The organism is Burkholderia sp. Bp8986, from assembly GCF_003854225.1.
In the GTDB taxonomy this organism is placed as follows: Bacteria; Pseudomonadota; Gammaproteobacteria; order Burkholderiales; family Burkholderiaceae; genus Burkholderia.
The window spans coordinates 170,185-194,760 of sequence record NZ_QTQM01000007.1 but is presented as its reverse complement, the minus strand read 5'-3'; the positions used below and the strand labels follow the sequence as shown (position 1 = coordinate 194,760).

At 64.0% G+C, this 24,576-nt stretch carries 24 protein-coding genes and 1 pseudogene; 13 read left to right on the top strand and 12 right to left on the bottom strand.

The genetic code is table 11. The features are described 5' to 3' along the window. Positions 1-78: 78 nt before the first annotated feature. Positions 79-213 (bottom strand): annotated as a pseudogene (locus DID99_RS10250) (helix-turn-helix domain-containing protein); the annotation flags it as partial. Positions 214-336: 123 nt separating this feature from the next. Between DID99_RS10250 and DID99_RS10245 the strand changes: the two are divergent. Continuing rightward, positions 337-504: a M48 family metallopeptidase gene (locus DID99_RS10245; RefSeq protein WP_124666594.1), complete on the top strand. Its 168-nt coding sequence runs from the start codon at positions 337-339 to the stop codon at positions 502-504. A gap of 97 nt (positions 505-601) precedes the next feature. Here the strand turns inward: DID99_RS10245 and DID99_RS10240 are convergent, their stop codons facing one another. The 5 genes from DID99_RS10240 to dnaA form a co-directional block, all read right to left on the bottom strand. Then, the gene (locus DID99_RS10240) at positions 602-1,927 is read right to left on the bottom strand and encodes a hypothetical protein (protein ID WP_124666593.1); all 1,326 of its coding nucleotides are present in this window, start codon (positions 1,925-1,927) and stop codon (positions 602-604) included. Between the two features lie 215 nt (positions 1,928-2,142). Then, positions 2,143-3,150 carry a DUF4917 family protein gene (locus tag DID99_RS10235; RefSeq protein ID WP_124666592.1) on the bottom strand — a complete coding sequence of 336 codons (1,008 nt, stop codon included), beginning with the start codon at positions 3,148-3,150 and terminating at the stop codon, positions 2,143-2,145. 826 nt (positions 3,151-3,976) lie between these two features. Continuing rightward, the gene (gene gyrB, locus DID99_RS10230; RefSeq protein WP_044848661.1) at positions 3,977-6,451 is read right to left on the bottom strand and encodes a DNA topoisomerase (ATP-hydrolyzing) subunit B; all 2,475 of its coding nucleotides are present in this window, start codon (positions 6,449-6,451) and stop codon (positions 3,977-3,979) included. Between the two features lie 191 nt (positions 6,452-6,642). Beyond that, positions 6,643-7,749 carry a DNA polymerase III subunit beta gene (dnaN, locus tag DID99_RS10225; protein WP_006756934.1) on the bottom strand — a complete coding sequence of 369 codons (1,107 nt, stop codon included), beginning with the start codon at positions 7,747-7,749 and terminating at the stop codon, positions 6,643-6,645. Between the two features lie 170 nt (positions 7,750-7,919). Next, positions 7,920-9,503, bottom strand: coding sequence for a chromosomal replication initiator protein DnaA (gene dnaA / locus DID99_RS10220; protein ID WP_044848662.1), 1,584 nt, complete (start codon positions 9,501-9,503; stop codon positions 7,920-7,922). A 421-nt stretch (positions 9,504-9,924) separates the two neighbouring features. On the opposite strand from dnaA, the gene rpmH reads away from it, so the two are divergent. From rpmH to yidC, 4 genes are all read left to right on the top strand, one after another. Then, entirely contained in the window at positions 9,925-10,059 is a 135-nt protein-coding gene (rpmH, locus tag DID99_RS10215) for a 50S ribosomal protein L34 (protein WP_004198824.1), read from the top strand. Positions 10,060-10,074: 15 nt separating this feature from the next. Further along, positions 10,075-10,536 (top strand): ribonuclease P protein component, encoded by a 462-nt coding sequence (gene rnpA, locus DID99_RS10210; RefSeq protein ID WP_039364627.1) that lies wholly within the window; start codon positions 10,075-10,077, stop codon positions 10,534-10,536. 75 nt (positions 10,537-10,611) lie between these two features. Then, complete coding sequence (gene yidD / locus DID99_RS10205; protein WP_006750110.1) at positions 10,612-10,878, top strand: membrane protein insertion efficiency factor YidD; 267 nt, start codon at positions 10,612-10,614, stop codon at positions 10,876-10,878. Between the two features lie 8 nt (positions 10,879-10,886). Continuing rightward, positions 10,887-12,545 (top strand): membrane protein insertase YidC, encoded by a 1,659-nt coding sequence (yidC, locus tag DID99_RS10200; protein ID WP_124666591.1) that lies wholly within the window; start codon positions 10,887-10,889, stop codon positions 12,543-12,545. 121 nt (positions 12,546-12,666) lie between these two features. On the opposite strand, the gene DID99_RS10195 is transcribed toward yidC, so the two are convergent. Next, positions 12,667-13,104 (bottom strand): helix-turn-helix domain-containing protein, encoded by a 438-nt coding sequence (locus DID99_RS10195; protein WP_124666590.1) that lies wholly within the window; start codon positions 13,102-13,104, stop codon positions 12,667-12,669. Positions 13,105-13,441: 337 nt separating this feature from the next. Between DID99_RS10195 and mnmE the strand changes: the two genes are divergently transcribed. Continuing rightward, the gene (gene mnmE, locus DID99_RS10190; protein WP_124666589.1) at positions 13,442-14,836 is read left to right on the top strand and encodes a tRNA uridine-5-carboxymethylaminomethyl(34) synthesis GTPase MnmE; all 1,395 of its coding nucleotides are present in this window, start codon (positions 13,442-13,444) and stop codon (positions 14,834-14,836) included. Positions 14,837-14,937: 101 nt separating this feature from the next. Here the strand turns inward: mnmE and DID99_RS37790 are convergent, their stop codons facing one another. The 4 genes from DID99_RS37790 to DID99_RS37180 form a co-directional block, all read right to left on the bottom strand. Further along, the gene (locus tag DID99_RS37790) at positions 14,938-15,072 is read right to left on the bottom strand and encodes a hypothetical protein (RefSeq protein WP_257773917.1); all 135 of its coding nucleotides are present in this window, start codon (positions 15,070-15,072) and stop codon (positions 14,938-14,940) included. A 149-nt stretch (positions 15,073-15,221) separates the two neighbouring features. Continuing rightward, on the bottom strand, positions 15,222-16,580 hold the full coding sequence (locus DID99_RS10185; protein WP_124666588.1) for a sensor domain-containing diguanylate cyclase: 1,359 nt from the start codon (positions 16,578-16,580) through the stop codon (positions 15,222-15,224). A 110-nt stretch (positions 16,581-16,690) separates the two neighbouring features. Then, positions 16,691-16,939, bottom strand: a complete 249-nt coding sequence (locus DID99_RS10180; RefSeq protein WP_006756942.1) for a DUF2795 domain-containing protein — start codon at positions 16,937-16,939, stop codon at positions 16,691-16,693. Positions 16,940-17,062: 123 nt separating this feature from the next. Next, entirely contained in the window at positions 17,063-17,233 is a 171-nt protein-coding gene (locus DID99_RS37180) for a hypothetical protein (RefSeq protein ID WP_044848668.1), read from the bottom strand. A 152-nt stretch (positions 17,234-17,385) separates the two neighbouring features. Between DID99_RS37180 and speG the strand changes: the two genes are divergently transcribed. The 3 genes from speG (at position 17,386) to DID99_RS10160 (ending at position 19,498) form a co-directional block, all read left to right on the top strand. Next, a complete protein-coding gene (speG, locus tag DID99_RS10175; protein WP_124570789.1) occupies positions 17,386-17,928 on the top strand; it encodes a spermidine N1-acetyltransferase in 543 nt (180 codons plus the stop codon). A gap of 490 nt (positions 17,929-18,418) precedes the next feature. Next, entirely contained in the window at positions 18,419-18,766 is a 348-nt protein-coding gene (sap1, locus tag DID99_RS10165; protein WP_044848669.1) for a surface attachment protein Sap1, read from the top strand. 177 nt (positions 18,767-18,943) lie between these two features. Beyond that, a complete protein-coding gene (locus tag DID99_RS10160) occupies positions 18,944-19,498 on the top strand; it encodes a YaeQ family protein (RefSeq protein ID WP_124486733.1) in 555 nt (184 codons plus the stop codon). 15 nt (positions 19,499-19,513) lie between these two features. Here the strand turns inward: DID99_RS10160 and DID99_RS10155 are convergent, their stop codons facing one another. Then, the gene (locus DID99_RS10155) at positions 19,514-19,927 is read right to left on the bottom strand and encodes a VOC family protein (protein WP_124666586.1); all 414 of its coding nucleotides are present in this window, start codon (positions 19,925-19,927) and stop codon (positions 19,514-19,516) included. Positions 19,928-20,355: 428 nt separating this feature from the next. Between DID99_RS10155 and ada the strand changes: the two genes are divergently transcribed. From ada to gshA, 4 genes are all read left to right on the top strand, one after another. After that, positions 20,356-21,447: a bifunctional DNA-binding transcriptional regulator/O6-methylguanine-DNA methyltransferase Ada gene (gene ada, locus DID99_RS10145; protein ID WP_124666585.1), complete on the top strand. Its 1,092-nt coding sequence runs from the start codon at positions 20,356-20,358 to the stop codon at positions 21,445-21,447. Further along, positions 21,444-22,418, top strand: coding sequence for a DNA-3-methyladenine glycosylase (locus DID99_RS10140; RefSeq protein WP_124666584.1), 975 nt, complete (start codon positions 21,444-21,446; stop codon positions 22,416-22,418). Before ada ends, DID99_RS10140 begins: the two co-directional genes overlap by 4 nt. A gap of 256 nt (positions 22,419-22,674) precedes the next feature. After that, positions 22,675-22,800: a hypothetical protein gene (locus DID99_RS37785; protein ID WP_260426209.1), complete on the top strand. Its 126-nt coding sequence runs from the start codon at positions 22,675-22,677 to the stop codon at positions 22,798-22,800. Between the two features lie 96 nt (positions 22,801-22,896). Beyond that, positions 22,897-24,510: a glutamate--cysteine ligase gene (gene gshA, locus DID99_RS10135; RefSeq protein ID WP_185640845.1), complete on the top strand. Its 1,614-nt coding sequence runs from the start codon at positions 22,897-22,899 to the stop codon at positions 24,508-24,510. Positions 24,511-24,576 lie beyond the last annotated feature (66 nt).

Below are 24,576 nucleotides of genomic sequence, written 5' to 3'. Positions count from 1 at the left end.
TTCCTGCAAATCAAACAACACCGTTTCGGCTTCGCAGCCTTACTGCATACGCCTCGCACGATTGTTCAGGTCCGACTACTTCGGCTCAACGGCATCCGTTTGCCGAAGCCAGCTGCGCACCGTGTTCCGGGACAGGCCCGTGCGCCTCGCAATCTCGCGCAGCGGGACCTTCTCGCGGAAATACATCCGCCTGATCTTGGCCAATATGCCCACCGTGATCACCTCTGTATCCCCTGCTCAAAGATTGAGCAGGGCATTCAATCACGTGGGTCAAAATTCGATGAAAACTACAGCCTCAGGTGGGTCAGTTCTGCGTGGACATCAACACCCAGGGTGATGGAACTGGCAGGCAGCGTCCAGGACTACATCATCGTCCACGAACTCTGCCACACGGTCGAGAAGAATCACACTAGGGCCTTCTGGGGCTTGGTCGCTCAGTTCATGCCGGGATGGCGACGAGAGCACGAGGCACTGGAGAGAGTAGTGCACTGGGATGCAATCTAGTCGTAATGCGTGGCCGGGAAGGGATTCACTTTTCAGGGGCAAGCTTATAGGAACAAATCCTTGGCATGAAACGCGAGTCCGTGTGCGGGTGGCACGGTCAGCTTCTCGGAGCCTCGGCCAGAACGACTCGTGACGACGTCTCCAGAAGGCGACCGATTACTGCTGAAAGGTCTTCGGGCCTAAGATGGCTCGTACCAATCCACCCCCCGCTCACCAATCCTGAGAAGTCACTGTTCGACATATGGCGGGGTATCGAGTCGTACTTCACAATTTTCCCGAACCGCGGTCCTTGAGTTTCCTTTAGTTCAAGCAACGTGGCGACGTCAGCACGCCGCAAAAGACGACCATCGCACAGCTCACCATCTTGCCGCTGCAGTGGGAGGCGTTTGCAGAACTTTACATAGAACGGGGCCGTACAAAGCCGGCTCTGATGCATCAGCGCTTCAGGCGCGTGGTGCCCATTGACCCGCGAATTCCGCATCTGCTCAAAGGCAATCTCGGCCTGCCGCATGCTTTCCATTTGGTCGTGGAACTGGCGATTAGCGCGATACGCCCATTCAGAGTTCTTGTTCTCGCAGCACTTGTACTGAATCATGACCAGCGATGCTAGGTCAGCCAAGTAAATGAGCAAGTCAACACCTAAGGCAGTTTCGAGTGGTCCTTTGTCGAGTGTTTGCACATGGAGTTTGCGTGAACCCTCCCCTATTGAGAGGTCTCCGGTTACTGCGAAGTCTGGCAGCTCGAGACTGGCGAATGCATTTCGGTCATAGTCAACGAGCTCGCGTTCTTGAGTCGGCGCAACGCCTTCGAGGTAGGAGATAAAGGAGTCCTCTTTTGCGTTCTCGTCCACCGGTTTAGCTTTCCTAAACACATCACGACGAGTGTTCCCAAGTTTGGCGCAATCCAGCGCCAAGCCAATGGCATCTCGCTGCAACGCAAGTGTCTGTAGGTTGCTCGAAGTTTCAATCCGTTCGGGCTGGCAAACCTTTTGCCACAAGGCCTCAAGCTCGTTCGCGATGGATGGTAGCAATGCTGATACAGTTAGACGCACCTCATCCCAAGCAACTGGCGGCATCCTCCTTGCGACGCCGCCAACGCTCTTGACAAGCGACTTCTTCGTTCCGAGTGACACCATGCTCTCAAGCTGTGTCACCGAAATCGGCTTGAAAAACACGAAGTCCGAGAACCGGTAGTTTCGCGCCCCGGTGTTTTGAGGCCCCGCCTTGTAGGAAGCCATTGCGGCGGCAGAGATTTCCTTGCCCTCACCATCGAAGCACACCAAGAAGAATTCTCGTGTCTTGGCCGAGTTGTCCAAGCGCGAGAGCTCTAGGGAAAAGTAGTGGCCCGCCCGCGCCCGGTCTTCGAATAAGCGCGAACGTTCCGGCTCGAAAGAGATGAGGAAGCCTCCCTTGCCTGTTGCCATGACGTTTCCTATCGCGCGCAGTTGGCGCCGCAGTTTTGAAGTTTTTCGAATGATATGACACTTTCTTCACCGCCGATATGCACGGCAGTATGGCACTGCACGCCGTATTGCGCGGGCTGTGGCATGCCACAGCGGGAGCACGCTAATGGCCCAGCGAAATTTTGAGCAACTCGTTGATTTCAAAAACGATGGCATTCGCAATTAGAAGCACCGCACTATGCCTCGTCAGGATGCATCCAGCAGCCGGGGCTCTCGCTATTGAAGAAATCCACTATGATGTTCCGCCCCAACTTTTGGCGGAGCGTTTCGAACACTCGGTTGCAATAACCCTGGTCGTCTCCATGCACCGAAACTGCGACTCGCCGAATTCCTGAGCGGGCCATGCGCTCCAAAAGGTGAAGGTCCTGTTCACCGAACCCCCAACCGTAGACAGCAAGTGTCTCACGCGCGGACGCCAAGACTTCACGGTACACGGTAGACAAGTAGTGACTCCCCTGGATTGACGATACCTTCTGATGCTGAGTTCCCTCGCAAACGAAAAGAGGTATGACCTCCTCGCTTTCCCAGCGCTCCAGGATCGCCTCGAGAAGGCCGTTCTGGAGGTTGTGAACCTTGCGTTCCTCCTCGAGACGGTTCCGGCAGAGGACAAGACTCCCATGGGGATAGAAGACAAGAGTTGCAGAGCGCTCACGTCGAATTGGATTCCTTAACTCGCGCCAGTCATTATGGAAGACCCCGGCCCTAACGAAGCAATCCTTGAAGCGATGCCCGTCATCGATGTCCAAACCATAGGTAATGGCCCAGTAAACAATGAGGTCATAGTTCAGGGATATGACGGTATCGAAATCCTTCAGGAATCGGTAGAGGTGTGGCAGATGTTCGCTCACCTCCTGGTACTCGGGATGGACCTCCCGGACACCTTGAATCAAGCTGTCTCTCACTCGAACATACGCTTCGTGAGTACGAGCATCAGGTATCTGCAGCGACCGATTGACGTTGGAGGCCTGCCAGACGATTCTCAGAATGAATTCGAAATCCTGTGTATCGAAAAAGTCGAAAAGGCGCTGGGCATCCTCCGGAAGGAGCCCTGCGTTCCGCACGTGCTCCAGAAGGGAGCCATAATGGAACCGCTGGTTGACAGCGATACTCGCGCCATTCCCCAGCAGTACCGTGCCGCGATAATGCTGCTCCAGTGCTGACCACGGCTGAATATCGAACGGCATTGCCTTTTTCCTCCCATATCTTCACGGCCAGTACGTTACCGGCGATTGCCGGCTCTAATCAAGCGGCTGCCGGGAACCCGCCAGGAGCGATGACAAAACGGTCCTGGCGCCGTCGGCTACTTCTTCTGGTATCTGGCGCCGACAGTCAGTCAGTCAGGCAGCCACCGACTCTCTCACGTGCATCTCATACACCGGATCTAGGGGCAAGCTGCTCCTGGCGTTTCGCCTCGGATAGGCAGAAAAACTGAACCGCTCGTAGGGGTTGCGGACGGCGTCGGGACAATAGCCGTGGGTACGTTAGCGACGCGTCCGACTCGCTCGTGCGCCAACCGCTCCGCTTGGTACTTCAGCCGGTGCGGCTCGGCGACGGAATATGCCGCCACGTCACGATCGATGACGTCTGCACAGGTGGCGCAACCCCAGATTCCGTTGTTAATGGAGCGCCGCTCTTCAGGATGCTGGGCCAGGTCATTCCTCTGACCTCCAGGTGAGACCGTCTTGGTGTGTGCCGCCTTGCCAATACTGAACGATTTGTTGGAAATGGCCTGTGGCCCAACTTTCTGGGCGTTGCAGATAGAACAGCGGAAATTAACGCCTTTCGCCAATTCCAACTTTACCAATTTCGAAAAGTCGTCCCGGTTACTGTGTGTTCCTTTCCGCATTGACGGAAATCAAGCCATTTGCCCGCTTGGTCCCATATTTGGCTGCTGCGTAGCTCCAGCCCCGTGAATCACTCATACATCTGAGCTATCAATAAAAAAGACCCATAATCTTCTCAGCTTATGGGTCCGCTTTTCTCAGGTTATGAGGCTATCTACACCATGAGTTAGACGTCAATATTCCCCGCCCGCAACGCATTCGACTCGATAAACGCCCGCCGCGGTTCGACATCATCCCCCATGAGGGTAGTAAAGATCCCATCCGCCGCAATCGCGTCTTCGATCTGCACACGCAGCAGACGCCGCACCGCTGGATCCATCGTCGTTTCCCACAGCTGCTCGGGGTTCATCTCGCCGAGCCCCTTATAGCGTTGCTTGGAGACGTTGCGTTCAGCATCCGCCAGCAGCCACTTCATCGCGCTCTTGAAGTCCGCCACGGCCATGCTGCGCTCACCACGCTTGATGACCGCACCTTCGCCGATGAGTCCCTTGAACGTATTCGCGGTGGTCACGAGCTGCTGATAATCCGCGGTGTGCTGGAATTCCTGGTCGATGACCGAAACCCGCACGTTGCCGTGATGCGTACGCTCGACATGCAGCGAACGCTGTTCGCGAACCGGGTCATACGAAGGCACCACACGCACTTCGTTCTTCAAAGCCTCGTCGTGCAACGCTGCATGAAGAGCCTTCGCCGAAGCCTCAGTCGAAGCCTCAGTGGAGAGATCGATCACCACCCCATCCATGACCGCTTCCAGCGCAGCCGGGTCATACAACCGGCTCAACCGCTCGATCACGCTCTGCGACAGCAGATATGACCGCGCGAGCTCCCCAAGCGCATCGCCCGAAATCGCCGCCGCATTCTCACCCGGCACCAGCTCCGACCCTTGCAGCGCCAACCGCAGCATGTGCGCGTTGAGTTCCACGTCGTCCTTCAGATACCGCTCGTCCTTGCCTGCCTTGATCTTGTAAAGCGGCGGCTGCGCGATATACACGTATCCGCGCTCGATCATGTCCGGCATCTGGCGATACAGGAACGTGAGCAGCAGCGTCCGGATGTGCGCACCGTCGACGTCCGCGTCGGTCATGATGATGATGCGGTGATAGCGCAGCTTGTCGAGGTTGTAGTCTTCCTTGCCGATGCCGCACCCAAGCGCGGTCACGAGCGTGACGATCTGTTCCGACGAAAGCAGCTTGTCGTAACGCGCCTTCTCGACGTTCAGCACCTTGCCGCGCAGCGGCAGGATCGCCTGGAACTTGCGATCACGCCCTTGCTTGGCCGAACCACCTGCCGAGTCACCCTCGACGATGTAGATTTCGCACTTAGCCGGATCCTTCTCCTGACAGTCCGCGAGCTTGCCCGGCAGACCGACGCCATCGAGCACACCCTTGCGACGCGTCATTTCACGCGCTTTCCGCGCAGCATCCCGCGCACGCGCGGCTTCAACAATCTTCCCGCAGATGATCTTCGCGTCGATCGGCGTTTCCAAAAGGAATTCTTCCAGCGCCTTCGCCACAACCTCTTCAACCGGCGCACGAACCTCAGAAGAAACCAGCTTGTCCTTCGTCTGCGAGCTGAACTTCGGCTCCGGCACCTTCACGGACAGCACGCACGACAGCCCTTCGCGCATGTCGTCGCCGGTCGTCTCGACCTTCGCCTTCTTCGCGATTTCGTTGTCGGTGATGTACTTGTTGATGACGCGCGTCATCGCGGCCCGCAGGCCGGTCAGGTGCGTGCCGCCGTCGCGCTGCGGAATGTTGTTCGTGAAGCACAGCACGTTTTCGTTGTAGCTGTCGTTCCACTGCATCGCGACTTCGACGCCCACGCCATCCTTCTCGCCGTTGGCGAAGAACACCGTCGGGTGCAGGTTGGTCTTCGTCTTGTTGATGAACTCGACGAAGCCCTTCACACCGCCGGCGAACGCGAAATCGTCTTCCTTGCCCGAGCGCAGGTCCGTGAGACGAATCCGCACGCCGTTGTTCAGGAACGAGAGTTCACGCATCCGCTTCGCGAGGATGTCGTAGTGATACTCGACCGTGCCGAAAATGGTCGGATCGGCCATGAAGTGCACTTCGGTGCCGCGGTTCTCGGTGTCGCCGGTGATCAGCATCGGCGAAACTTCCACGCCGTCCACCGTCTCGAGCACGCGCTCCTGCGCGACGCCGCGATGGAACTCCATGAAATGCTTCTTGCCGTTCCGGCGCACGGTGAGGCGCAGCCAGCTCGACAGCGCGTTCACGCACGACACGCCCACGCCGTGCAGGCCGCCCGACACCTTGTAGCTGTTCTGGTCGAACTTGCCGCCGGCGTGCAGCTCGGTCATCACGATTTCCGCAGCACTGCGCTTCGGCTCGTGCTTGTCGTTCATCTTCACGTCGGTCGGAATCCCGCGGCCGTTGTCGGTCACGGAAATCGAGTTGTCGGCGTGAATCGTCACGTGGATGTCGTTGCAGTACCCGGCCAACGCTTCGTCGATCGAGTTGTCGAGCACCTCGAACACGAGGTGGTGCAGACCGGTGCCGTCAGACGTGTCGCCGATGTACATCCCGGGGCGCTTGCGCACCGCTTCCAGACCTTCGAGGATCTGGATCGACGAGGCGCCGTAGCTGCTGTTATCGGGTTGCGAATTGTGCTGTTCACTCATGGATATCTTCCGGTTCTGCGAGGCCACTCAGGTGGCGGCGCGGTGCGTTTCAGCGAGAAATCGCCGGGCCGCTCCAGTTTCCTGGCCCGCCCGAAGTGCCGAAAAGGCACTAAAAGGGCGGGTTGTCGGTTCGCCATAAAAACGCCAAAGGGGCTTGCCGCCCCCTGGTGTGTGTCGCGATGTCGTGCGCGTCAGATGCGCATCGGCATCACGACATACTTGAACTCGTCGTTCTCGGGCACGGTAATCAGCGCGCTCGAGCTGGCGTCGCCGAGGCTCACCTGCACGGTGTCGACCTTCAGGTTCGCGAGCACGTCGAGCAGATACGTGACGTTGAAGCCGATGTCGACGGTATCGCCCTGGTACGCGATTTCGAGTTCTTCCTGCGCCTCTTCCTGATCGGCGTTGGTCGACATGATCTTCAGCTGGCCCGGCGCGATGATGCAGCGCACGCCCTTGAACTTGTCCGAGGTCAGGATCGCCGCGCGCTGCAGCGAACGCTGCAGTTCTTCACGGCCGATCTCGAACGTGTTCTTGTGCGCCTTCGGGATCACGCGCTGGAAGTCGGGGAACTTGCCCTCGACGAGTTTCGACACGAGCTCGACCTGGCCGAACGTGAACTTGGCCTGGGTTTGCGCGATGTCGATGGTGACGGTGTCGTCGATGTCTTCGAGCAGGCGCTGCAGCTCGAGAATCGTCTTGCGCGGCACGATCACTTCCTGGCGGCCGAACGTGCCGCCTTCGAGCTTCATCGACGAGAACGCGAGGCGGTGGCCGTCGGTGGCCACGGCCATCAGCTGGTCGCCGTCGACGACGAGCAGCATGCCGTTCAGGTAGTAGCGGATGTCCTGCTGCGCCATCGCGAAGTGGACCATGCCGAGCAGCTGGCGGAACGACTTCTGCGGGACGGTCAGGGTCGCGCCGAAATCCTTCGCCTGCGCGACGGTCGGGAACTCGTCGGCCGCGAGCGTCTGGAGTGCGAAACGGCTCTTGCCCGATTGAACGGTGAGGCGCTTGTCGGCGAGCGACAGCGTGACCTGGCCGTCAGGCATCGCGCGCAGGATGTCGAGCAGCTTGCGCGCCGCGACGGTGGTCGCGACCTGGTCGCCGCCGACGCCGAAATCGGCGCGCGTGGTGATCTGCAGCTCCAGGTCGGTCGACAGGAATGAAACGTCCGGGCCGTTCTTGGTGATCAGCAGGTTGGCGAGGATCGGCAACGTATGGCGGCGTTCGACGATGCCGCTGACCGTTTGCAGCGGCCTGAGGAGTGTGTCTCGTTCGGTCTTGACCAGTTGCATAGAGTTCCTTCGTTGAGTAACGGCCTGCAGCGCAGCAGCCACGCAGCGCCCCGCCGGCCGGGCTCTTGGCCCGCCACCACCGGGGCGGTCAAACCAGTATTGTGCCTCAAAACCGAACCGCCCCCCTTAATTTGGGGCGGATGCCGAATTATCAAGCGCGGTGCGCGCGCTCAGCCCTTCAGCGTCTGTTCCAGCACGTGCAGCTCGTGGTTGAGCTGCGCGTCCTTGCTGCGCTCGTCGGCGATCTTGCGCACCGCGTGCAGCACGGTGGTGTGATCGCGCCCGCCGAACAGCTCGCCGATTTCCGGCAGGCTCTTCTGCGTGAGTTCCTTCGCGAGATACATCGCGATCTGCCGCGGCCGCGCGATGTTCGCGGGGCGCTTCTTCGAATACATGTCGGCGACCTTGATGTTGTAGAAGTCGGCGACGGTCTTCTGGATGTTCTCGACCGAAATCTGCCGGTTCTGCACGGTCAGCAGGTCCTTCAGCGCTTCCTTGGTCAGCTCGATCGAGATCTCGCGGCCGTGGAACTTCGAATACGCGAGGATCTTGCGCAGCGCGCCTTCGAGTTCGCGCACGTTCGAGCGCAGGTGCTTCGCGACGAAGAACGCGACGTCTTCCGACAGGTTCACGCCTTCGGACTGCGCCTTGCGCATCAGGATCGCGACGCGCATCTCCAGCTCGGGCGGCTCGATCGCGACGGTGAGGCCCGAGTCGAAGCGCGAGATCAGGCGATCGTCGATGCCCGAGATTTCCTTCGGATACGTGTCGCTGGTGATGATCACCTGCGCCTTGTTCGCGACCAGCGCCTCGAACGCGTAGAAGAATTCCTCTTGCGTGCGCGACTTGCCGGAGAAGAACTGGATATCGTCGATCAGCAGCAGGTCGAGCGAGTGGTAGTAGCGCTTGAAGTCGTCGAACGCCTTGCGCTGGTACGCCTTCACCACGTCGGACACGTACTGTTCCGCATGGATGTAGCGGATCCGCGCGCCGGCCTTGTCGAGCAGCAACTGGTTGCCGATCGCGTGGATCAGGTGGGTCTTGCCGAGGCCGACGCCGCCGTACAGGAACAGCGGGTTGTACGAGATGCCCGGGTTGTCCGCGACCTGGATCGCGGCGGCGCGCGCGAGCTGGTTCGCCTTACCGGTCACGAAGTTGTCGAACGTGAGCACGGGGTTCAGCTTCGAGCGTTCGTACATCGAATCGGCTTCACCGCCGTTCGCGGGTGCGGCGCCCGGGCCCGGACGCCACGTGCGGCGGCCGGCCGCCGCTTCGTGCGCGGGCAGGCTCGGCAGGTCGATGTCGGCGTCGTCGGCGTTCAGGTGGTGCGCGGCGGCCGCCGACGGCGTCATCGGCACGTCGGCCGGCGCGCTCGGTGCAGCCGATGCATTCGCGGTCAGATTGGCGGCGATCGCGGCCACCGTGGCGGCCGGGCCGCTCGGTGCGAGCGGCGCACGCGGCGCGGCTGCGCCCGGTGCGGCGCTGGCCGCTGCACTGCGCATGCCTGCCTTCGGATCGAGGACGAACTGGACTTCGATCGGCGCATTCCAGAAATCTCGGGCCAGATCGGAGATGCGGCCCGAAAACTGGCTCTTGACCCAGTCCAGCTTGAAGCGGTTCGGCGCGGCGATGGACAGCGTGTTCGCCGACGCATCGAAGGCCACCGGGGCCAAGGGTTTGATCCACGTCACGTACTGCTGGGGCGTCAGCTCGCGCTCCAGCAGTGCGGAACAGTGTTGCCAGAAATCGTTCATCAAGTAACTGTCGTTTTTTGCGTGCACAGCGCGGCTCGCCGGCGCCCTTGTCGCGGTTGCGCAACAAGGCCCGAAGCGGTCGTGCGAGCGTGCCTCGGACGCCTGCGTCACAGTGTTGGAGGGGCAGGCGCGGGCCGAGGCGGCGTGCGGGATTCTTGGAGATAAGGCGAGATTCTACCGCCAAACGCGGCCACAGCGCGAGTTATCCACAGGCCGGGATTGTGGGTCGCGGGGCCGGATCGGCGCGGGCCGGCACAGGCGAGCGACTCCTAAAGTATTGACCGTCAAGAGAAAAACGGTTTAAATAGCGGGTTCCGCGAAAACCAATCCTGTATTCCCGGCGATTGCGTTCGCCCGAATGCCTCCGGTTAAGGGCACGCGGTCCCCTGAATTTCGACATTCTCGAACAAGTGAGAACATCATGAAACGTACTTACCAACCGTCCGTGACGCGCCGCAAGCGCACCCATGGCTTCCGTGTCCGCATGAAGACGGCAGGTGGCCGCAAGGTCATCAACGCTCGCCGCGCGAAGGGCCGCAAGCGCCTCGCCATCTAAGGCAGGTTGCGCGCTGTGTCCGCCGTCCGCAGTCCTGCGGAAGGTGCCGTCGAGCCGGGTGCGAATCCGTCGCAGACGAAAGCCGCCTTCCCGAAAGCTGCGCGACTTCTGAAAACGGATGAATTTTCATCCGTTTTTCGTTTGCGCCCCTGGCGGCGCTCCGCGCACTTCGTGATCTACGGCAAGCCGACCGGTCAGCCCGCGCGTCTGGGGCTCGTCGTCGGCAAGAAGTATGCGCCGCGTGCAGTAACACGTAACCTCGTGAAGCGGCTGGCGCGCGATCAGTTTCGCCTGCGCCGGGCCGAATTCGCCGGTTACGACCTGCTGCTGCGGCAGCACACGCGCTTCGACAAGAAAGCGCTGCCGAGCGCGGCTTCCGCCCCGCTCGCGGCGATGTGCGCGGCCGAGATCCGCGAACTGCTCGACAGGGCAGTCCGGGAAATCGCCCGCCGGGCGTCGAAGCCCGCGTCCGAGTGACGCATCCGTGTCCGGTGCGGCGTTCGCGCCTGCCCGGCCGGTTTTGACGCGGCGTCGTACGGCGCCGCCCACGGTATGGAAACGGTATTGATCGCCTTGCTGCGCTTCTACAAGGTTGCCGTGAGCCCGATGCTCGGCAACCGTTGCCGTTTTTATCCTTCCTGTTCGGATTACGCGCGCGAGGCAATCCAGTATCATGGCGCCGCGCGCGGCACGTATCTCGCCGTCAGGCGCGTGTGCCGATGCCATCCGTTTTCCGCGGGCGGCATCGACCTCGTCCCGCCGCCCAACTCCGACACTCGCGCTCGCGGCGAAGCCGACGCGCGGTCCCATCGACTCTGAGACAACGCATGGATATCAAACGCACCGTCCTATGGGTGATCTTCTTCATGTCAGCTGTCATGCTGTACGACAACTGGCAGCGCGACCATGGACGCCCGTCGATGTTCTTCCCGAGCGCCACGCAAACGGCCCCCGCGGCTGCGGGCGGTGCATCGGGCACGGGCGCGACGACGACGACCGCAGGTGACGCACCTGCCGCAGCCGCAGGCACCGCACCGTCGACGACGGCACCGGCCGCGCAGGCGCAGCTCGTGAAGTTCTCGACCGACGTGTATGACGGCGAAATCGACACGCGCGGCGGCACGCTCGCGAAGCTGACGCTGAAGAAGCAGGGCGACGGCAAGCAGCCCGACCTGTACATCACGCTGTTCGACCATACGGCCGGCCACACGTATCTCGCGCGCTCGGGCCTGCTCGGCGGCGACTTCCCGAACCACAACGACGTCTACACGCAGGTCAACGCGGGCCCGACGTCGCTGACGGGTGACCAGAACACGCTGAAGCTGTCGTTCGAATCGCCGGTGAAGGGCGGCGTGAAGGTCGTGAAGACCTACACGTTCACGCGCGGCAGCTACGTGATCGGCGTCGACACGAAGATCGACAACGTCGGCACGGCACCGGTCACGCCGACGGTCTACATGGAACTGGTGCGCGACAACACGGCCGTCGAAACGCCGATGTTCTCGCATACGTTCCTCGGGCCGGCGGTCTACACGGACGCGAAGCACTTCCAGAAGATCGACTTCAGCGACCTCGACAAGAACAAGGCGAACTTCGAGAAGTCCTCCGACAACGGCTGGGTCGCGATGGTGCAGCACTACTTCGCGTCGGCCTGGATTCCGCAGCAGGGCGCGAAGCGCGACATCTACGCTGAAAAGATCGATCCGGCGCTGTACCGCGTCGGCGTGAAGCAGCCGGTCGCCGCGATCGCGCCGGGCCAGTCGGCCGACGTGCAGGCGCGCCTGTTCGCCGGTCCGGAAGAAGAGCGCATGCTCGAGGGCGTCGCGCCGGGCCTGGAACTCGTGAAGGACTACGGCTGGGTGACGATCATCGCGAAGCCGCTGTTCTGGCTGCTCGAGAAGATCCACGGCTTCGTCGGCAACTGGGGCTGGGCGATCGTGCTGCTGACGGTGCTGATCAAGGCCGTGTTCTTCCCGCTGTCGGCTGCCAGCTACAAGTCGATGGCGCGGATGAAGGAAATCACGCCGCGCATGCAGGCGCTGCGCGAACGCTTCAAGAGCGATCCGCAGAAGATGAACGCCGCGCTGATGGAGCTGTACAAGACCGAGAAGGTCAATCCGTTCGGCGGCTGCCTGCCGGTCGTGATCCAGATCCCGGTGTTCATCTCGCTGTACTGGGTGCTGCTCGCGTCGGTCGAAATGCGCGGCGCGCCGTGGATTCTGTGGATTCACGACCTGTCGCAGCGCGACCCGTTCTTCATCCTGCCGGTGCTGATGGCCGTCTCGATGTTCGTGCAGACGAGCCTGAACCCGACGCCGCCGGACCCGGTCCAGGCGAAGATGATGAAGTTCATGCCGATCGCGTTCTCGGTGATGTTCTTCTTCTTCCCGGCCGGCCTGGTGCTGTACTACGTCGTGAACAACGTGCTGTCGATCGCGCAGCAGTACTACATCACGCGCAAGCTCGGCGGCGGCAAGAAGGCCTGACGCCCTTGGCACACGCGGGCGGCCAGCCGTCCGCGATGCACGTAAAAAAGCCGCATGGTTTCATCCATGCGGCTTTTTTGTTTCTGGCGGGTGGCGGCGCGGGGGCGTTGACCGCTGCCGTTCAGGCCTTCTTCGCTTCGATTTTCGTGTCGCCGCCGTAGAACTGCTCGATCAGTTCCTGAACGAGGTAACGCTGATGCGGCGGCAACGCCTCGATCTTCGACGCGAGTTCGATCGTCTCGGGTGTTGGCGGATAACGCTCGTCGCGCGGCAGCGGTTGCGGCGTCGTGCGTTCGGTCACGCTCGGCGACGGGCCGTAATGCAGCCAATGCAGTTCGACGCGCAACCAGTCGGCGAGCGTTTCGAGTTTGTCCGGCGTCGGAATCGTGCGGCCCGTCAGCCATTTGTGCGCGGTTTGCGGCGAAACCGGCTGCGCACCGCGGTGACGCAGATTGAACCGGTTCGCGAGTTCCGTCGCGCCTGTGACCTTGTCCGGGCTGCGCCGCAAGGCGAATTTCAGGCGTTCCGAGAACGCTGCTTTTTCTTCGGGTGTCGGCATGGGGGTGATTGTGCAATTCCACCGACACGTCTCAGACAACCATATGGGCTAAACATAGCCTATACGGACGAATCCCAACCTGCCGTGGACCGTGCGGCGGAATTGGGGCCGCAGTGTCGGACCGTTCGGAAAGGCATACTCGTCCGAAATGGACAGGACGTGATTGTCCGGCATTGATACTCGACTTATCCCCGTCGGGATAAATTCGGGTAAGTTCGACGCCGATCAGGCGTCCGGTGGCGTGCGGGCCGGCAGGCTACAATGCCGGCGTCCCGATGCCCGAACTGTTGTGCGGGCGCACCACTGACGCTCTGTTCACCCGATTCATCCGATTCCCATGCTCGCTACCGATTCCGATCCGATCGTCGCCATTGCCACTGCTGCCGGCCGGGGGGGCATCGGCGTCGTCCGCGTGTCGTTCGGGCGCGGCGGCGAGGCGGCCGCGCTGCCGCTGATCGACGCGTTGTGCGGGCAGCGGCTCGCGCCGCGCCATGCGAGCTATGTGCCGTTCCTCGACGCGCACGGCGCGCCGCTCGACCGCGGAATCGCGCTGTATTTCCCCGCGCCGCATTCGTACACCGGCGAGCACGTGCTCGAGTTGCAGGGGCACGGCGGGCCGATCGTGATGCAGCTGCTGCTGCAGCGTTGCCTCGATGCGGGGCGCGGCTTCGGGTTGCGGCTCGCGGAACCGGGCGAGTTCACGCGGCGCGCGTTTCTGAACGACAAGCTCGACCTCGCGCAGGCCGAGGCCGTCGCCGACCTGATCGAGGCGAGTACCGAAGCGGCGGCGCGCTCGGCCGGGCGCTCGCTCGACGGCGCGTTCTCGCGGCAGATCCACGCGCTCGTCGAGGATGTGATCACGCTGCGGATGCTGGTCGAGGCGACGCTCGATTTCCCGGAAGAGGAAATCGACTTCCTGGAAGCGGCCGATGCGCGCGGCAAGCTCGCGAGGATCCGCGAGCAACTGGCGCACGTGCTCGGTGACGCGCGGCAGGGCGCGCTGCTGCGCGAAGGGTTGTCGGTCGTGCTCGCGGGGCAGCCGAACGTCGGCAAGTCGTCGCTGCTGAACGCGCTCGCCGGCGCGGAGCTGGCGATCGTCACGCCGATCGCGGGCACGACGCGCGACAAGGTCGCGCAGACGATCCAGGTCGAAGGGATTCCGCTGCACATCATCGATACGGCCGGGCTGCGCGAGACGGAGGACGAAGTCGAGCGGATCGGGATTGCGCGCACGTGGAGCGAGATCGAGCGCGCCGACGTCGTGCTGCATCTGCTCGATTCGCGCACGGGGATGACGGTGGACGACGAGACGATCGCGGCACGGTTCCCGGATGGCGTGCCGGTGGTGCGGGTGTTGAACAAGACGGACCTCACCGGCGTGCCGGCGTGCGTCGAGCATCCGGCGGCCGAAGGCGACCTGACCGAGGTGCATCTGTCGGCCAAGCGCGGCGACGGCATCGACATGCTGCGCGCGGAACTCCTGCGGATCGCGGGGTGGCAGGCGGGGGCGGAAGGCGTCTATCTGGCGCGCGAGCGGCACTTGATTGCGCTGCGGGCTGCGCAGGAGCATCTGGCGCAGGCGGCGGATCACGCCGAGCAGCGCGCGCAATCGCTCGATCTGTTTGCGGAGGAGTTGCGGCTCGCGCAGGAGCAACTCAATGCGATTACCGGGGAATTCACTTCGGATGATCTGCTGGGCGTGATTTTCAGCAGGTTTTGTATTGGCAAGTAAGCGGGCATTTCAACGGAACACCGGCGCTTCGAATTCCCGTCCCCAGCGATCCGGATCGACTGATCCGGACTGCGTCGTCGCGACAGCCGGGGTGGAATGCATCAGTCCCAATGCCGATGATGATGGTGGTAATACCCGCCATCACCGTAATACCCATACCCGCCGCCATCCGGCACCACGATGCAGCCGCTCAACAGCACGGCGACACCGGCAATCAGCAAAAGGGTTTTCTTCATCACGCTCACCTGCTCGGATTCGACATGAACCCAGCATAGCGAGCGCCTTCAACACCGGCTGTAAGCGATCGTTTCCCCGCGCGGCAATCCGTAACGGCGGATTATTCCGGTCACAATGACCGTAACAAATCCCCAATCCGCAGACGTTTTCACGCCGCCACGACGCGGTTTCGCCCCGCATCCTTCGCACGATACAGCGCGGCATCGGCGGCTTCGATCAACGCATCGGGCGTCGACAGGTCGTCGGCCGACACGGTCGCGCAGCCGACGCTGACGCTCACGCGCCCGGCCGGCGACCCGGGCATCGCGAGATCGATCCGCAGCACCGCTTCGCGCGCTTCCTCGGCAACGACCCGTGCACCGCGCGCACCGGTGTTCGGCAGCACGATGGCAAACTCCTCGCCGCCGTAGCGCGCGACGATATCGGCTGGCCGCCGCACCGCGCCGGCCAGCGCATTCGCGACCGCGATCAGGCACGCATCGCCCTTCACGTGACCGAACGCGTCGTTGTACGCCTTGAAGTGATCGACGTCGACCATCAGCAGCGACAGCGGCTCGCCTTGCCGCCGCGCCTGCAGGAACAACGTGTGGAAGTGATCGTTGAAGTGGCTGCGATTGAACGCGCCGGTCAGCCCGTCGCGCGCGGACGAACGAACCAGCGTCGCGTGCGCCTCGAACAGTTGCTGATACAGCTTCGTCACTTCCCAGGCGAGCACGCACACCAGCACGCCCGGCGTGAACATGCTGAACACGCGTGCGAGATACCAGCCGACCGTGAAGCGGCTCGTGGTCAGCAGGTTCAGCGTCGTGTCGGTGAGGCAGGCGAGCACCGCGATCGCGAGCCACAGGTCGAGCGTCGTGCGCAGTCGGCCGGAAGCCAGCACGGCGACGAGCGCGAGCGCATTGAGCAGCCACACGACCAGCGCGATCCCGTCGACGGGCAGCGCGGCTGCATCGCCCGGCGGATGGAACGCGGGCGGCAGGGCGACGTTCAGTGCGAGCACGCACAGCAGCGCGGCCGCGACGGCCGGGCCGCCGACCAGCGCGAAGGTCCACAGGCGCGTCTGCGCCGCGCCGACCGGCGCATGCGTGAGCCGCTCGCGCGCGAGCAGCGCGGCCATCACGAAGCACGGAAAGCCGGCGTGCCAGAAGACCCACATCCACGCGGCGCTTTGCGGACGCGCGCCGAGCAAGCCGTGCGGTGCGAACACGCCGGGGAAGGTGAGCAGCTGCAGCGCGACGGCGAGTGCGGTGAATGCATAGGCGCCGCCGAGCGCACCGAGCACGGGCTGGCGCGTGACGGTGAACTGCGCGCCGAGGAAGAAGGCGGCGATGCTCGCGGTGGTGAACACGGTCAGCGCGCACATCGGCATGAACGGCTCGACGACCGGCAGCGTGACGTTCGCGTGCGGCGCGGCGATTCCCAGGGCGAGCACGATGACGAGTGCCGTCAGCGCGCCGAACCAAAGCTGACGACGCGTCGTATGCTGGATCAGGATGCCTTCCATGGATTCCCCCGGGCACTCGTGCGGTCACGTCCGGTCTTGGCGCCGGGCAGCATGCATCCGGCCGCAGCGCAACCGGTGCGGCCCGATCCTATCGCGTTATTGGCGTGCGCTCAAATACCGAGGCCGGGGCCGAAGTTGCCGGCGACCCAGCGCGTGACGGCATCAACGTCCGCGTAGTCCTGTTCGGGCAGGCCGTCGAGCATCGACAGCACTTCGTTACTGGCGCCGGCGTCGCGTGCGGCGTCGACGATCGCATCCTTGTTGGCCGGGTAACGGACGGCCGCCAGCACGTCGGCAATCTGCAGGTCGATCGCTTCGCCGGGGATATCGTGCGGAGGGAGAGCGGGTTTGTCGTTCACGGCGGCGGCTCGCTGGTTGGACGGGATTCGGTTCGACGCGGTTCGTGGCGGAAAGCGGTTGCACCGTTTGCACCGTGTGCAGCGCCCCGCCCGCGCGGGTGCGCTGCGGGGATGGCGATCGGCTCAGTGTCCGCGCCGCACCCGGCGCCACGGATGTTTCCAGTCGATATGCGGTGCATTTTCGTCGCGCGGATGCTGGCGCCGATGTTCCTGCCACAGTTCGTCGGAGAACAGCGCGGCCACGATCATGAGTGGCAGCACGAGGAAGATGCCGAGTATGACTTGCTCGATCACGATAGCCTCCTTGCGGTGGCAGGAACCCTTGTGTCCATTCTAGGCTCTGACCTTCGCCCGCGGTCAACTTCTTACAGCGCGGAACGCGCCCCGTTCGCGGCGCCGCCGCACGGGTGTTTCATGCGCGCGCGGGCATCAAAAAGGACACGAACATGCAACTCCAGAACGACAAGCACACGCTTGCACTGCGGCCGCTGGAGCGCCAGGACCTGCGCTTCGTTCACGAGCTGAACAACGACGCGAAGATCATGCGCTACTGGTTCGAGGAGCCGTACGAAACCTTCTCCGAGCTGTCGCAACTGTATGACCGTCACGTGCACGACCAGCGCGAGCGCCGCTTCGTCGCGGTCGATGCGCAGGACGAACTGGTCGGCCTCGTCGAGCTGATCGAGCTCGACTACATTCACCGTCGCGGCGAATTCCAGATCATCATCGCGCCCCAATGCCAGGGGCGCGGCTATGCGGGGCAGGCGACGCGCCTCGCGATCGAATATGCGTTCAAGGTGCTGAACATGCGCAAGCTGTACCTGATCGTCGACACGTCGAATGCGGCGGCCATCCACGTCTACGAGAAATGCGGATTCCAGCACGAGGCGGAATTGAAGGAAGAATTTTTCGGAAACGGCGCGTATCACAACGCTTATCGCATGTGCATTTTCCAGCGCGATTATTTCGAGCGTCCGCAAGCGGTCTGAATAAGATCGGGTAAAAACACTGGCGAACGCCCGCTGCGGCTCCGCTGCAGCGGGCGCCAAGCCTGCCCGGAAAAATACGGGTAAATACGAGTGCGCTTATACCTGGCATTTTTCTTGTATCAGGTAAATCCGGTGCCGCACTGCGGTAAATTCAGATCATTCCGGATGACTTTATGTGCAACGCATCAAAATGGTCCCGTTATTGAAATGAATTATCCAAACCGTTCAGCCGATGGACTGCAGTTTCTCCGAAAGGCTTGCCGGATGAGGCTTTGCTTCCGGCGGCGCGGGCGAATCCGCCGGACGGCAGACGCCGCCGCAAGTAAAAAACCGGGCGCGCGCAGGGTGCGACAATTCGCCGCTATTGCGATCGCACAACAAATGTGCTTGATATCGCTTGCCGGTCTTCTAAAGTGAAAAACGCGGGTTCACGATCACCTTTAAACACATAGCTAACCGAGCCTGGTGCCCGCAAGCCTGGAGACAGAACATGATGAAGCGTACCGGTGTCCTTTTTGCCCTCGTCGGCGCATTTTCCGTGGTGTCGATCGCCCAGGCGGGCGGCGATGCGGCTGTCCAGCCGAAGCAGGAAATCCAGTTGACGAAGAATGCGTGGGGCTGTCTGTCGAAAGACAATCTGGACTCCGTACTGAGTCACGAACGTGACGGCAAGTCGCAAGCGAAGCAGCAGTACTTCGACGACTACCGTTGCCTGTCGGTGCCGGAAGGCCAGCGCTTCCGCGTGGTGTCGGTCGATCAGGGCGACGTCCAGTTCGTCAGCGCCGACAACAGCGACCAGCAGGGCCTCTGGACCGATTCGCGCTTCGTCAAGCAGTAACCCGCACGCGCACCTCTCGCCCCCCCGCGCCTGCCGCAACCGCCGGCGGCGCGATCCGAACGCGGCCCGGCCAATGCCGGGCCGTCGTGCTGTGGCGCGCCCGTCACGCGCCGGGCGGCGCGCATTCGGTATCATCACGGCCCGACCGAACCGAATGCCCGCCCGGGCCGTATCCGCATGGCGCTGAAATCCACGATCTACAAAGCCGAGCTGCAAATCGCCGACATGGATCGGCACTACTACGCCGATCACGCGCTGACGGTCGCCCGTCACCCGTCCGAAACCGACGACCGGATGATGGTGCGCATCGTCGCGTTCGCGCTGTTCGCGCACGAGCGTCTCGAATTCTGCAAGGGGCTGTCGGACGTCGACGAGCCCGATCTGTGGCAGAAGGACCTGACGGGGGCGATCGACGTATGGATCGAGGCCGGCCAGCCCGACGAACGGCGCATCTCGAAGGCGGCCGGCCGCGCCGGGCAGGTCACGGTGATCGCGTACGGCGGCAAGACCTCGGATATCTGGTGGCAGGGCGTGCGCAGCAAGGTGGAGCGGCTGCGCAACGTGCAGGTGCTGTCGCTGGCCGATGGCGTCGCGGCCGCGCTCGGGCGTCTCGCCGAGCGCACGATGCGCCTGCAGTGCACGGTGCAGGACGGCGCCGCCTGGATCTCGAGCGCCGACCACGATCCGGTGGCGGTCGAATGGACGGTGCTGAAGCCGTTCGCCGACGCTTGACCGCCGGCGCGCCGCTCAGCCGAACGCGGCGGGCGGCCCCTTGAATTCCAGCATGTTCCCTTCGGGATCGAACAGATAGATCGACGGCCCGTAGCCGCCGGCGCCGTAGCGATCGGCGGGGGCGCCGGGGCGCGCGCCATGCGCGGCGAAATGCTCGATCAGCGCGTCGGCGTCGAACGGCTCGACGCGCAGGCACAGATGGTCGAGGTTGCGGCCGGTGCCGGGCCGGCCGCTGTCGGGACGATCGATCGGGCCGCCGACCGTCAGCAGGTCGATCAGCGCGTCGCCGGCGCGCAACTGCACGAGGCCCAGGTCGGGCTGTTCCTTCTCCACGTGGCAGCCGACGGCATCGCAGTAAAAGCGCGTCATCGCAGCCATGTCGGTCACGCGCAGCACGACGTGATCGATCGCGCGGATGGTCGGTTTCATGAGCGGGGCACTCCTTCGGATGGCGTGCACCGAGTGTAGACCGCGCCGGCGCCGGATGCCGCAATGCTGCACGATCGACGGACGAAAAAAAGCCCGTTCACGCAGAGCGGAACGGGCTTAATCCATATCAGGAGGAGACATGGAGGAGACAGTTCCAACTATACACACGGCGATGGTGCGTTGCAATATTCCGAGTGTAAAAAATGGTCAGGACGGCGATTGGTCGCAGCCGCACTGCAGCAAAATGGTGACGCGACGATGACGAAAGCGGTGCCGGAGCAGCGCTTTGCGCGGTGTTTCGTCCGATTGATCGATTGCGATGTGCCCCCGGTTCCGCCGGTGCGAATCACAGAGCAAGATTCAGGGCGCGACGGCCCATGCCGATGTCTAGAGTAGGCACCATCTACACTAGAGAGTGCGAGGTTCAGATGACAACCGCCTATCCGACCGACGATGCCCGCTGGGGCGCCGTGACCGCCCGCGACCCGCATGCGGACGGCGCGTTCTTCTACGCCGTGCGCACGACCGGCGTGTTCTGTCGCCCGAACTGCGCGTCGCGGCTGCCGCGGCGCGAGCATGTGTCCTTCTTTGCCAGTCCGGCCGACGCGCGCGCGGCCGGTTTTCGTCCGTGCAAGCGCTGCCAGCCGGAAGGGCTGCCGCGCGAGCTCGAGATCGTCAATCGTGCCTGCGCGGTGCTCGACGCGCATGCGGAGCGGCTCACGCTGCAGCAACTGAGCGACGCCGTGCACGTAAGCCCGTTCCACCTGCAGCGGCTGTTCAAGCGCGTGGTCGGTGTATCGCCGCGGCAGTACCAGGCCGCGCAGCGCGGCGCCGCCTTGCGCGAGGCGCTGCAAAGCGGGCAGCCGGTCACGCAGGCGGCCGTCGACGCGGGCTTCAACTCGCCGTCGCGGCTCTATGCATCGGTGCCGCGCGAACTGGGCATGGCGCCGTCCGCGTTCCGTCGCCAGGGCGCCGGCCTGCGGATCGACTACGCGACCGCGTCGACGCCGCTCGGCACGGTGCTCGTCGCCGCGACCGAACAGGGCATCTGCCGGATCGCGTTCGGCGACGAGCCGGCGTCGCTCGTCGGCGAACTGACGGATGCGTTCGCGCGTGCGGAACTGGTCGAATCGCCGTCGCGGCTCGCGCCGTTCGTCGCGCAGATCCGCGCCTACCTCGACGGCACGCGGCACGCGTTCGACCTGCCGCTCGACATCGCGCCGACCGCGTTCCAGCAGCGCGTCTGGGAAGCGTTGACGCACATCCCGTACGGCGAAACGCGCAGCTACTCGGAGATCGCCGAGGCACTGGGCGCGCCGCGTGCGGTGCGGGCCGTCGCATCGGCCTGCGCGTCGAACCCGGTCGCGCTCGCGATTCCGTGCCACCGTGTCGTGCAGAAGGGCGGCGCGCTCGCTGGATATCGCTGGGGCGTACGCCGCAAGGCAACGCTGCTCGCGTCCGAGGCGCGCCATGCGCACGACGATGAAACCGAAGCCGTTGCGGAGGGCAACGCAGTTTGAGCATCGAAAAAACCACGATTACGTCGATCGCGGATGGCGGCCAGGTGCCGCCGTCCGCGCAGATGGAACTGCGCTTCAAGGCGCCGTACGACTGGGCGCGCGTGCTGCGCTTCTTCAGCGGACGGGCGATTCCGGGCGTCGAACAGGTCGTCGACGGCGTGTATCGCCGCATCGTCGACCTGCACGGCGACGCGGGCCGGCTGACCGTCACGAAGCATCCGCGCCGGCATTGCCTGATCGCGACGGTCGACGGGGCGGCCGCGCGGCATGTCGACGATGCATTCGCGCGCCGCGTCGCGTCGATGTTCGACCTCGGCGCCGATCCGGCCGCGATCGGGAGCGGGCTTGCGCGCGACCCGTGGTTCGCGCCGCTCGTCGATGCAGCCCCGGGGCTGCGCGTGCCGGGCGCCTGGTCGGGATTCGAGCTCGCGGTGCGCGCGATCGTCGGTCAGCAGGTGAGCGTGAAGGCGGCGACGACGATCGTCGGCCGGCTCGTCCAGCGGGCCGGCGAGCGCGTCGCGCACGACGACGGCATGGCGGCGCCGGATGGCGTGCCCGCCTGGCGTTTCCCGACGCCGGACGCGCTCGCCGCCTGCGATCTGGAGAAGATCGGAATGCCCGGCAAGCGGGCCGCGGCGCTGACGGGCGTGGCGCGCGCGGTGGCGGCCGGCCACGTGCCGCTCGATCCCGCCCAGGCCGATCTCGCGACGCTGCGGAGCGCCTGGCTCGACCTGCCCGGCATCGGCCCGTGGACCGTCGAATACATCGCGATGCGTGCGTGGCGCGACCCGGACGCATGGCCGGCGTCCGATCTCGTGCTGATGCAGTCGATCACCGCGCGCGATCCGTCGCTCGACCGGCTCGCGAGCCAGAAGCGCCGCACCGAAGGCTGGCGGCCGTGGCGCGCGTATGCGGCGCTGCATCTGTGGAACGACGTGGCCGACCGGGCCGGCGGCGCGCGCGGCGGATGACGGTCGCCGCGGCCGGCCGGCGGGTGCGCGGGGCATGGCCGCGCTGCGACCCGCAAACGGCGCCGGGCCGGCAGCGATCGGTCGGTGGTGCTCACGGTTGCGACGCTTGACGGCGATCACCCCGTTCCGGCGGCCGCCATCCCCCGGCGTGCGGGCGGCTCGAGCGTGACGGCGACGCATCGCGGGTTCGGCTGCGCGGGTTGCACCTGGCGGCGCCGTGGCGTGCACGGCTCATGTTACTTCCGACGAATTTCGCGTGATCGTCGCGTCCGGCGGTGCCGACGGACGGTCCGCCGCGCGCGCGGCGATCGTCGTCATCGGCCCGCCCGGCGGCCCGCCGCGGCGGGCGCGCACCACCCGGAGTCACCTCAAGCGCGCGTGACGGCGAGATGTTAAAGTGCCCGCTACCAACGAAGCGACCAATAATCCAGCCGGCCGCGCGGCATCCTGCGCGCGGCCGTCACGCACTTGCGTCTCCATGTCGAACACCATGACTCACCGCCAGTCCGAACTGCTGCTGAATCGTCTCGAAGCGCTGAGCTCGGGCCCGACGCGGCAGCATCTGCCCGACGGCCTGCGCGGCATCGAAAAGGAAAGCCTGCGCGTGACGCGCGACGGGATGATCGCGTTCACGCCGCATCCGCGCGCGCTCGGTTCGGCACTCACGCACCCGTCATTGACGACCGACTATTCCGAAGCGCTGATCGAACTGATCACGCCGGCGGAAGCCGACGCGTCGATCACGCTCGAACGCCTCGACGATCTGCACCGCTACGTGTATGCGTCGCTCGGCGACGAGATGCTGTGGAATAACTCGATGCCGGGCCAACTGCCGGCCGACGACGAAATCCCGATCGCCGACTACGGCACGTCGAACATCGGTCGCCTGAAGACGGTGTACCGGCGCGGTCTCGCGTATCGCTACGGCCGCACGATGCAGTGCATCGCCGGCATCCACTACAACTACTCGCTGCACGAGGAAGTGTGGCGGCGCCTGCATGCGGAAGAGGGCTCGACGGCCACGCTGGTCGACTACCAGTCGGAGCGCTATCTCGCGCAGATCCGCAACTTCCGCCGCCGCAGCTGGCTGTTGATGTACCTCTTCGGCGCGTCGCCCGCGCTCGACACGAAGTTCCTGCGCGGCAAGCCGCACAAGCTCGACACGTTCGACGCCGATACGCTGTACCGGCCATATGCGACGAGCCTGCGGATGAGCGACCTCGGCTACTCGAACACGACCGCGCAGGCCGCGCTGCAAGTCGATTACAACACGCTGCCCGCCTATCTCGACGCGCTGTCGAAGGCCGTGAGCGAGCCGTATCCGCCGTACGAGGCGATCGGCACGCATCGCGACGGCGAGTGGATCCAGATCAACACGAACGTGCTGCAGATCGAGAACGAGTTCTACTCGACGATCCGGCCGAAGCGCGTCACGTATTCGGGCGAGCGGCCGCTGCATGCGCTCGCGTCGCGCGGCGTGCAGTACATCGAAGTGCGCTGCCTCGACATCGATCCGTTCGAGCCGACCGGCATCGCGCTGGAGACCGCGCGCTTCATCGACGCATTCCTGCTCGCGTGCGCGCTCGACGAGAGCCCCGCGCTCGACTGCGACGCGTACAAGGAAGCGAACGCGAACTTCGGCAGCGTGACGATGGACGGGCGCAAGCCCGGGCTGACGCTGACGCGCGACGGCCAGCCGGTCACGCTGCAGGCGTGGGCGGACGACCTGATGGCCGATATCGAAACCATCGGGCGCCGTCTCGACGAGATCCGCGGTGGCGACGAGCATGCGCGTGCGATTGCCGCGCAGCGCGAGAAGCTCGCCGATCCGGAGCGCACGCCGTCGGCGCGCGTGCTGCGCACGATGCGCGAGAACGGGCAGTCGTTCCTCGCGTTCGCGTGCGCACACAGCGAAGCGCATGCCGCGCATTTCCGCGCGAACCCGCCGTCGGCGGAGACGATGCGCGCCGAGCAGGCGCTCGCCGCGAAGTCGCTGGCCGAGCAGGCCGAGCTGGAAACGAAGGAGGCCGGATCGTTCGACGCGTTCGTCGCGGCCTATCGTGCGTATACGCTGAACCGCTTCAGCGTTTGATGGCCGCGGCCCGCTGCGCGTCGCGCGGCGGGCGGGCCGGTTGCGCAGTCACGCGCCCGGCCCGGT

Coding starts and splice junctions, on each gene's coding strand:
- DID99_RS10245 (WP_124666594.1), top strand. CDS start 337: ATGGAACTGGCAGGCAGCGTCCAGGACTACATCATCGTCCACGAACTC.
- DID99_RS10240 (WP_124666593.1), bottom strand. CDS start 1,927: ATGGCAACAGGCAAGGGAGGCTTCCTCATCTCTTTCGAGCCGGAACGT.
- DID99_RS10235 (WP_124666592.1), bottom strand. CDS start 3,150: ATGCCGTTCGATATTCAGCCGTGGTCAGCACTGGAGCAGCATTATCGC.
- gyrB (WP_044848661.1), bottom strand. CDS start 6,451: ATGAGTGAACAGCACAATTCGCAACCCGATAACAGCAGCTACGGCGCC.
- dnaN (WP_006756934.1), bottom strand. CDS start 7,749: ATGCAACTGGTCAAGACCGAACGAGACACACTCCTCAGGCCGCTGCAA.
- dnaA (WP_044848662.1), bottom strand. CDS start 9,503: ATGAACGATTTCTGGCAACACTGTTCCGCACTGCTGGAGCGCGAGCTG.
- rpmH (WP_004198824.1), top strand. CDS start 9,925: ATGAAACGTACTTACCAACCGTCCGTGACGCGCCGCAAGCGCACCCAT.
- yidD (WP_006750110.1), top strand. CDS start 10,612: ATGGAAACGGTATTGATCGCCTTGCTGCGCTTCTACAAGGTTGCCGTG.
- yidC (WP_124666591.1), top strand. CDS start 10,887: ATGGATATCAAACGCACCGTCCTATGGGTGATCTTCTTCATGTCAGCT.
- DID99_RS10195 (WP_124666590.1), bottom strand. CDS start 13,104: ATGCCGACACCCGAAGAAAAAGCAGCGTTCTCGGAACGCCTGAAATTC.
- mnmE (WP_124666589.1), top strand. CDS start 13,442: ATGCTCGCTACCGATTCCGATCCGATCGTCGCCATTGCCACTGCTGCC.
- DID99_RS37790 (WP_257773917.1), bottom strand. CDS start 15,072: ATGAAGAAAACCCTTTTGCTGATTGCCGGTGTCGCCGTGCTGTTGAGC.
- DID99_RS10185 (WP_124666588.1), bottom strand. CDS start 16,580: ATGGAAGGCATCCTGATCCAGCATACGACGCGTCGTCAGCTTTGGTTC.
- speG (WP_124570789.1), top strand. CDS start 17,386: ATGCAACTCCAGAACGACAAGCACACGCTTGCACTGCGGCCGCTGGAG.
- sap1 (WP_044848669.1), top strand. CDS start 18,419: ATGATGAAGCGTACCGGTGTCCTTTTTGCCCTCGTCGGCGCATTTTCC.
- DID99_RS10160 (WP_124486733.1), top strand. CDS start 18,944: ATGGCGCTGAAATCCACGATCTACAAAGCCGAGCTGCAAATCGCCGAC.
- DID99_RS10155 (WP_124666586.1), bottom strand. CDS start 19,927: ATGAAACCGACCATCCGCGCGATCGATCACGTCGTGCTGCGCGTGACC.
- ada (WP_124666585.1), top strand. CDS start 20,356: ATGACAACCGCCTATCCGACCGACGATGCCCGCTGGGGCGCCGTGACC.
- gshA (WP_185640845.1), top strand. CDS start 22,897: ATGTCGAACACCATGACTCACCGCCAGTCCGAACTGCTGCTGAATCGT.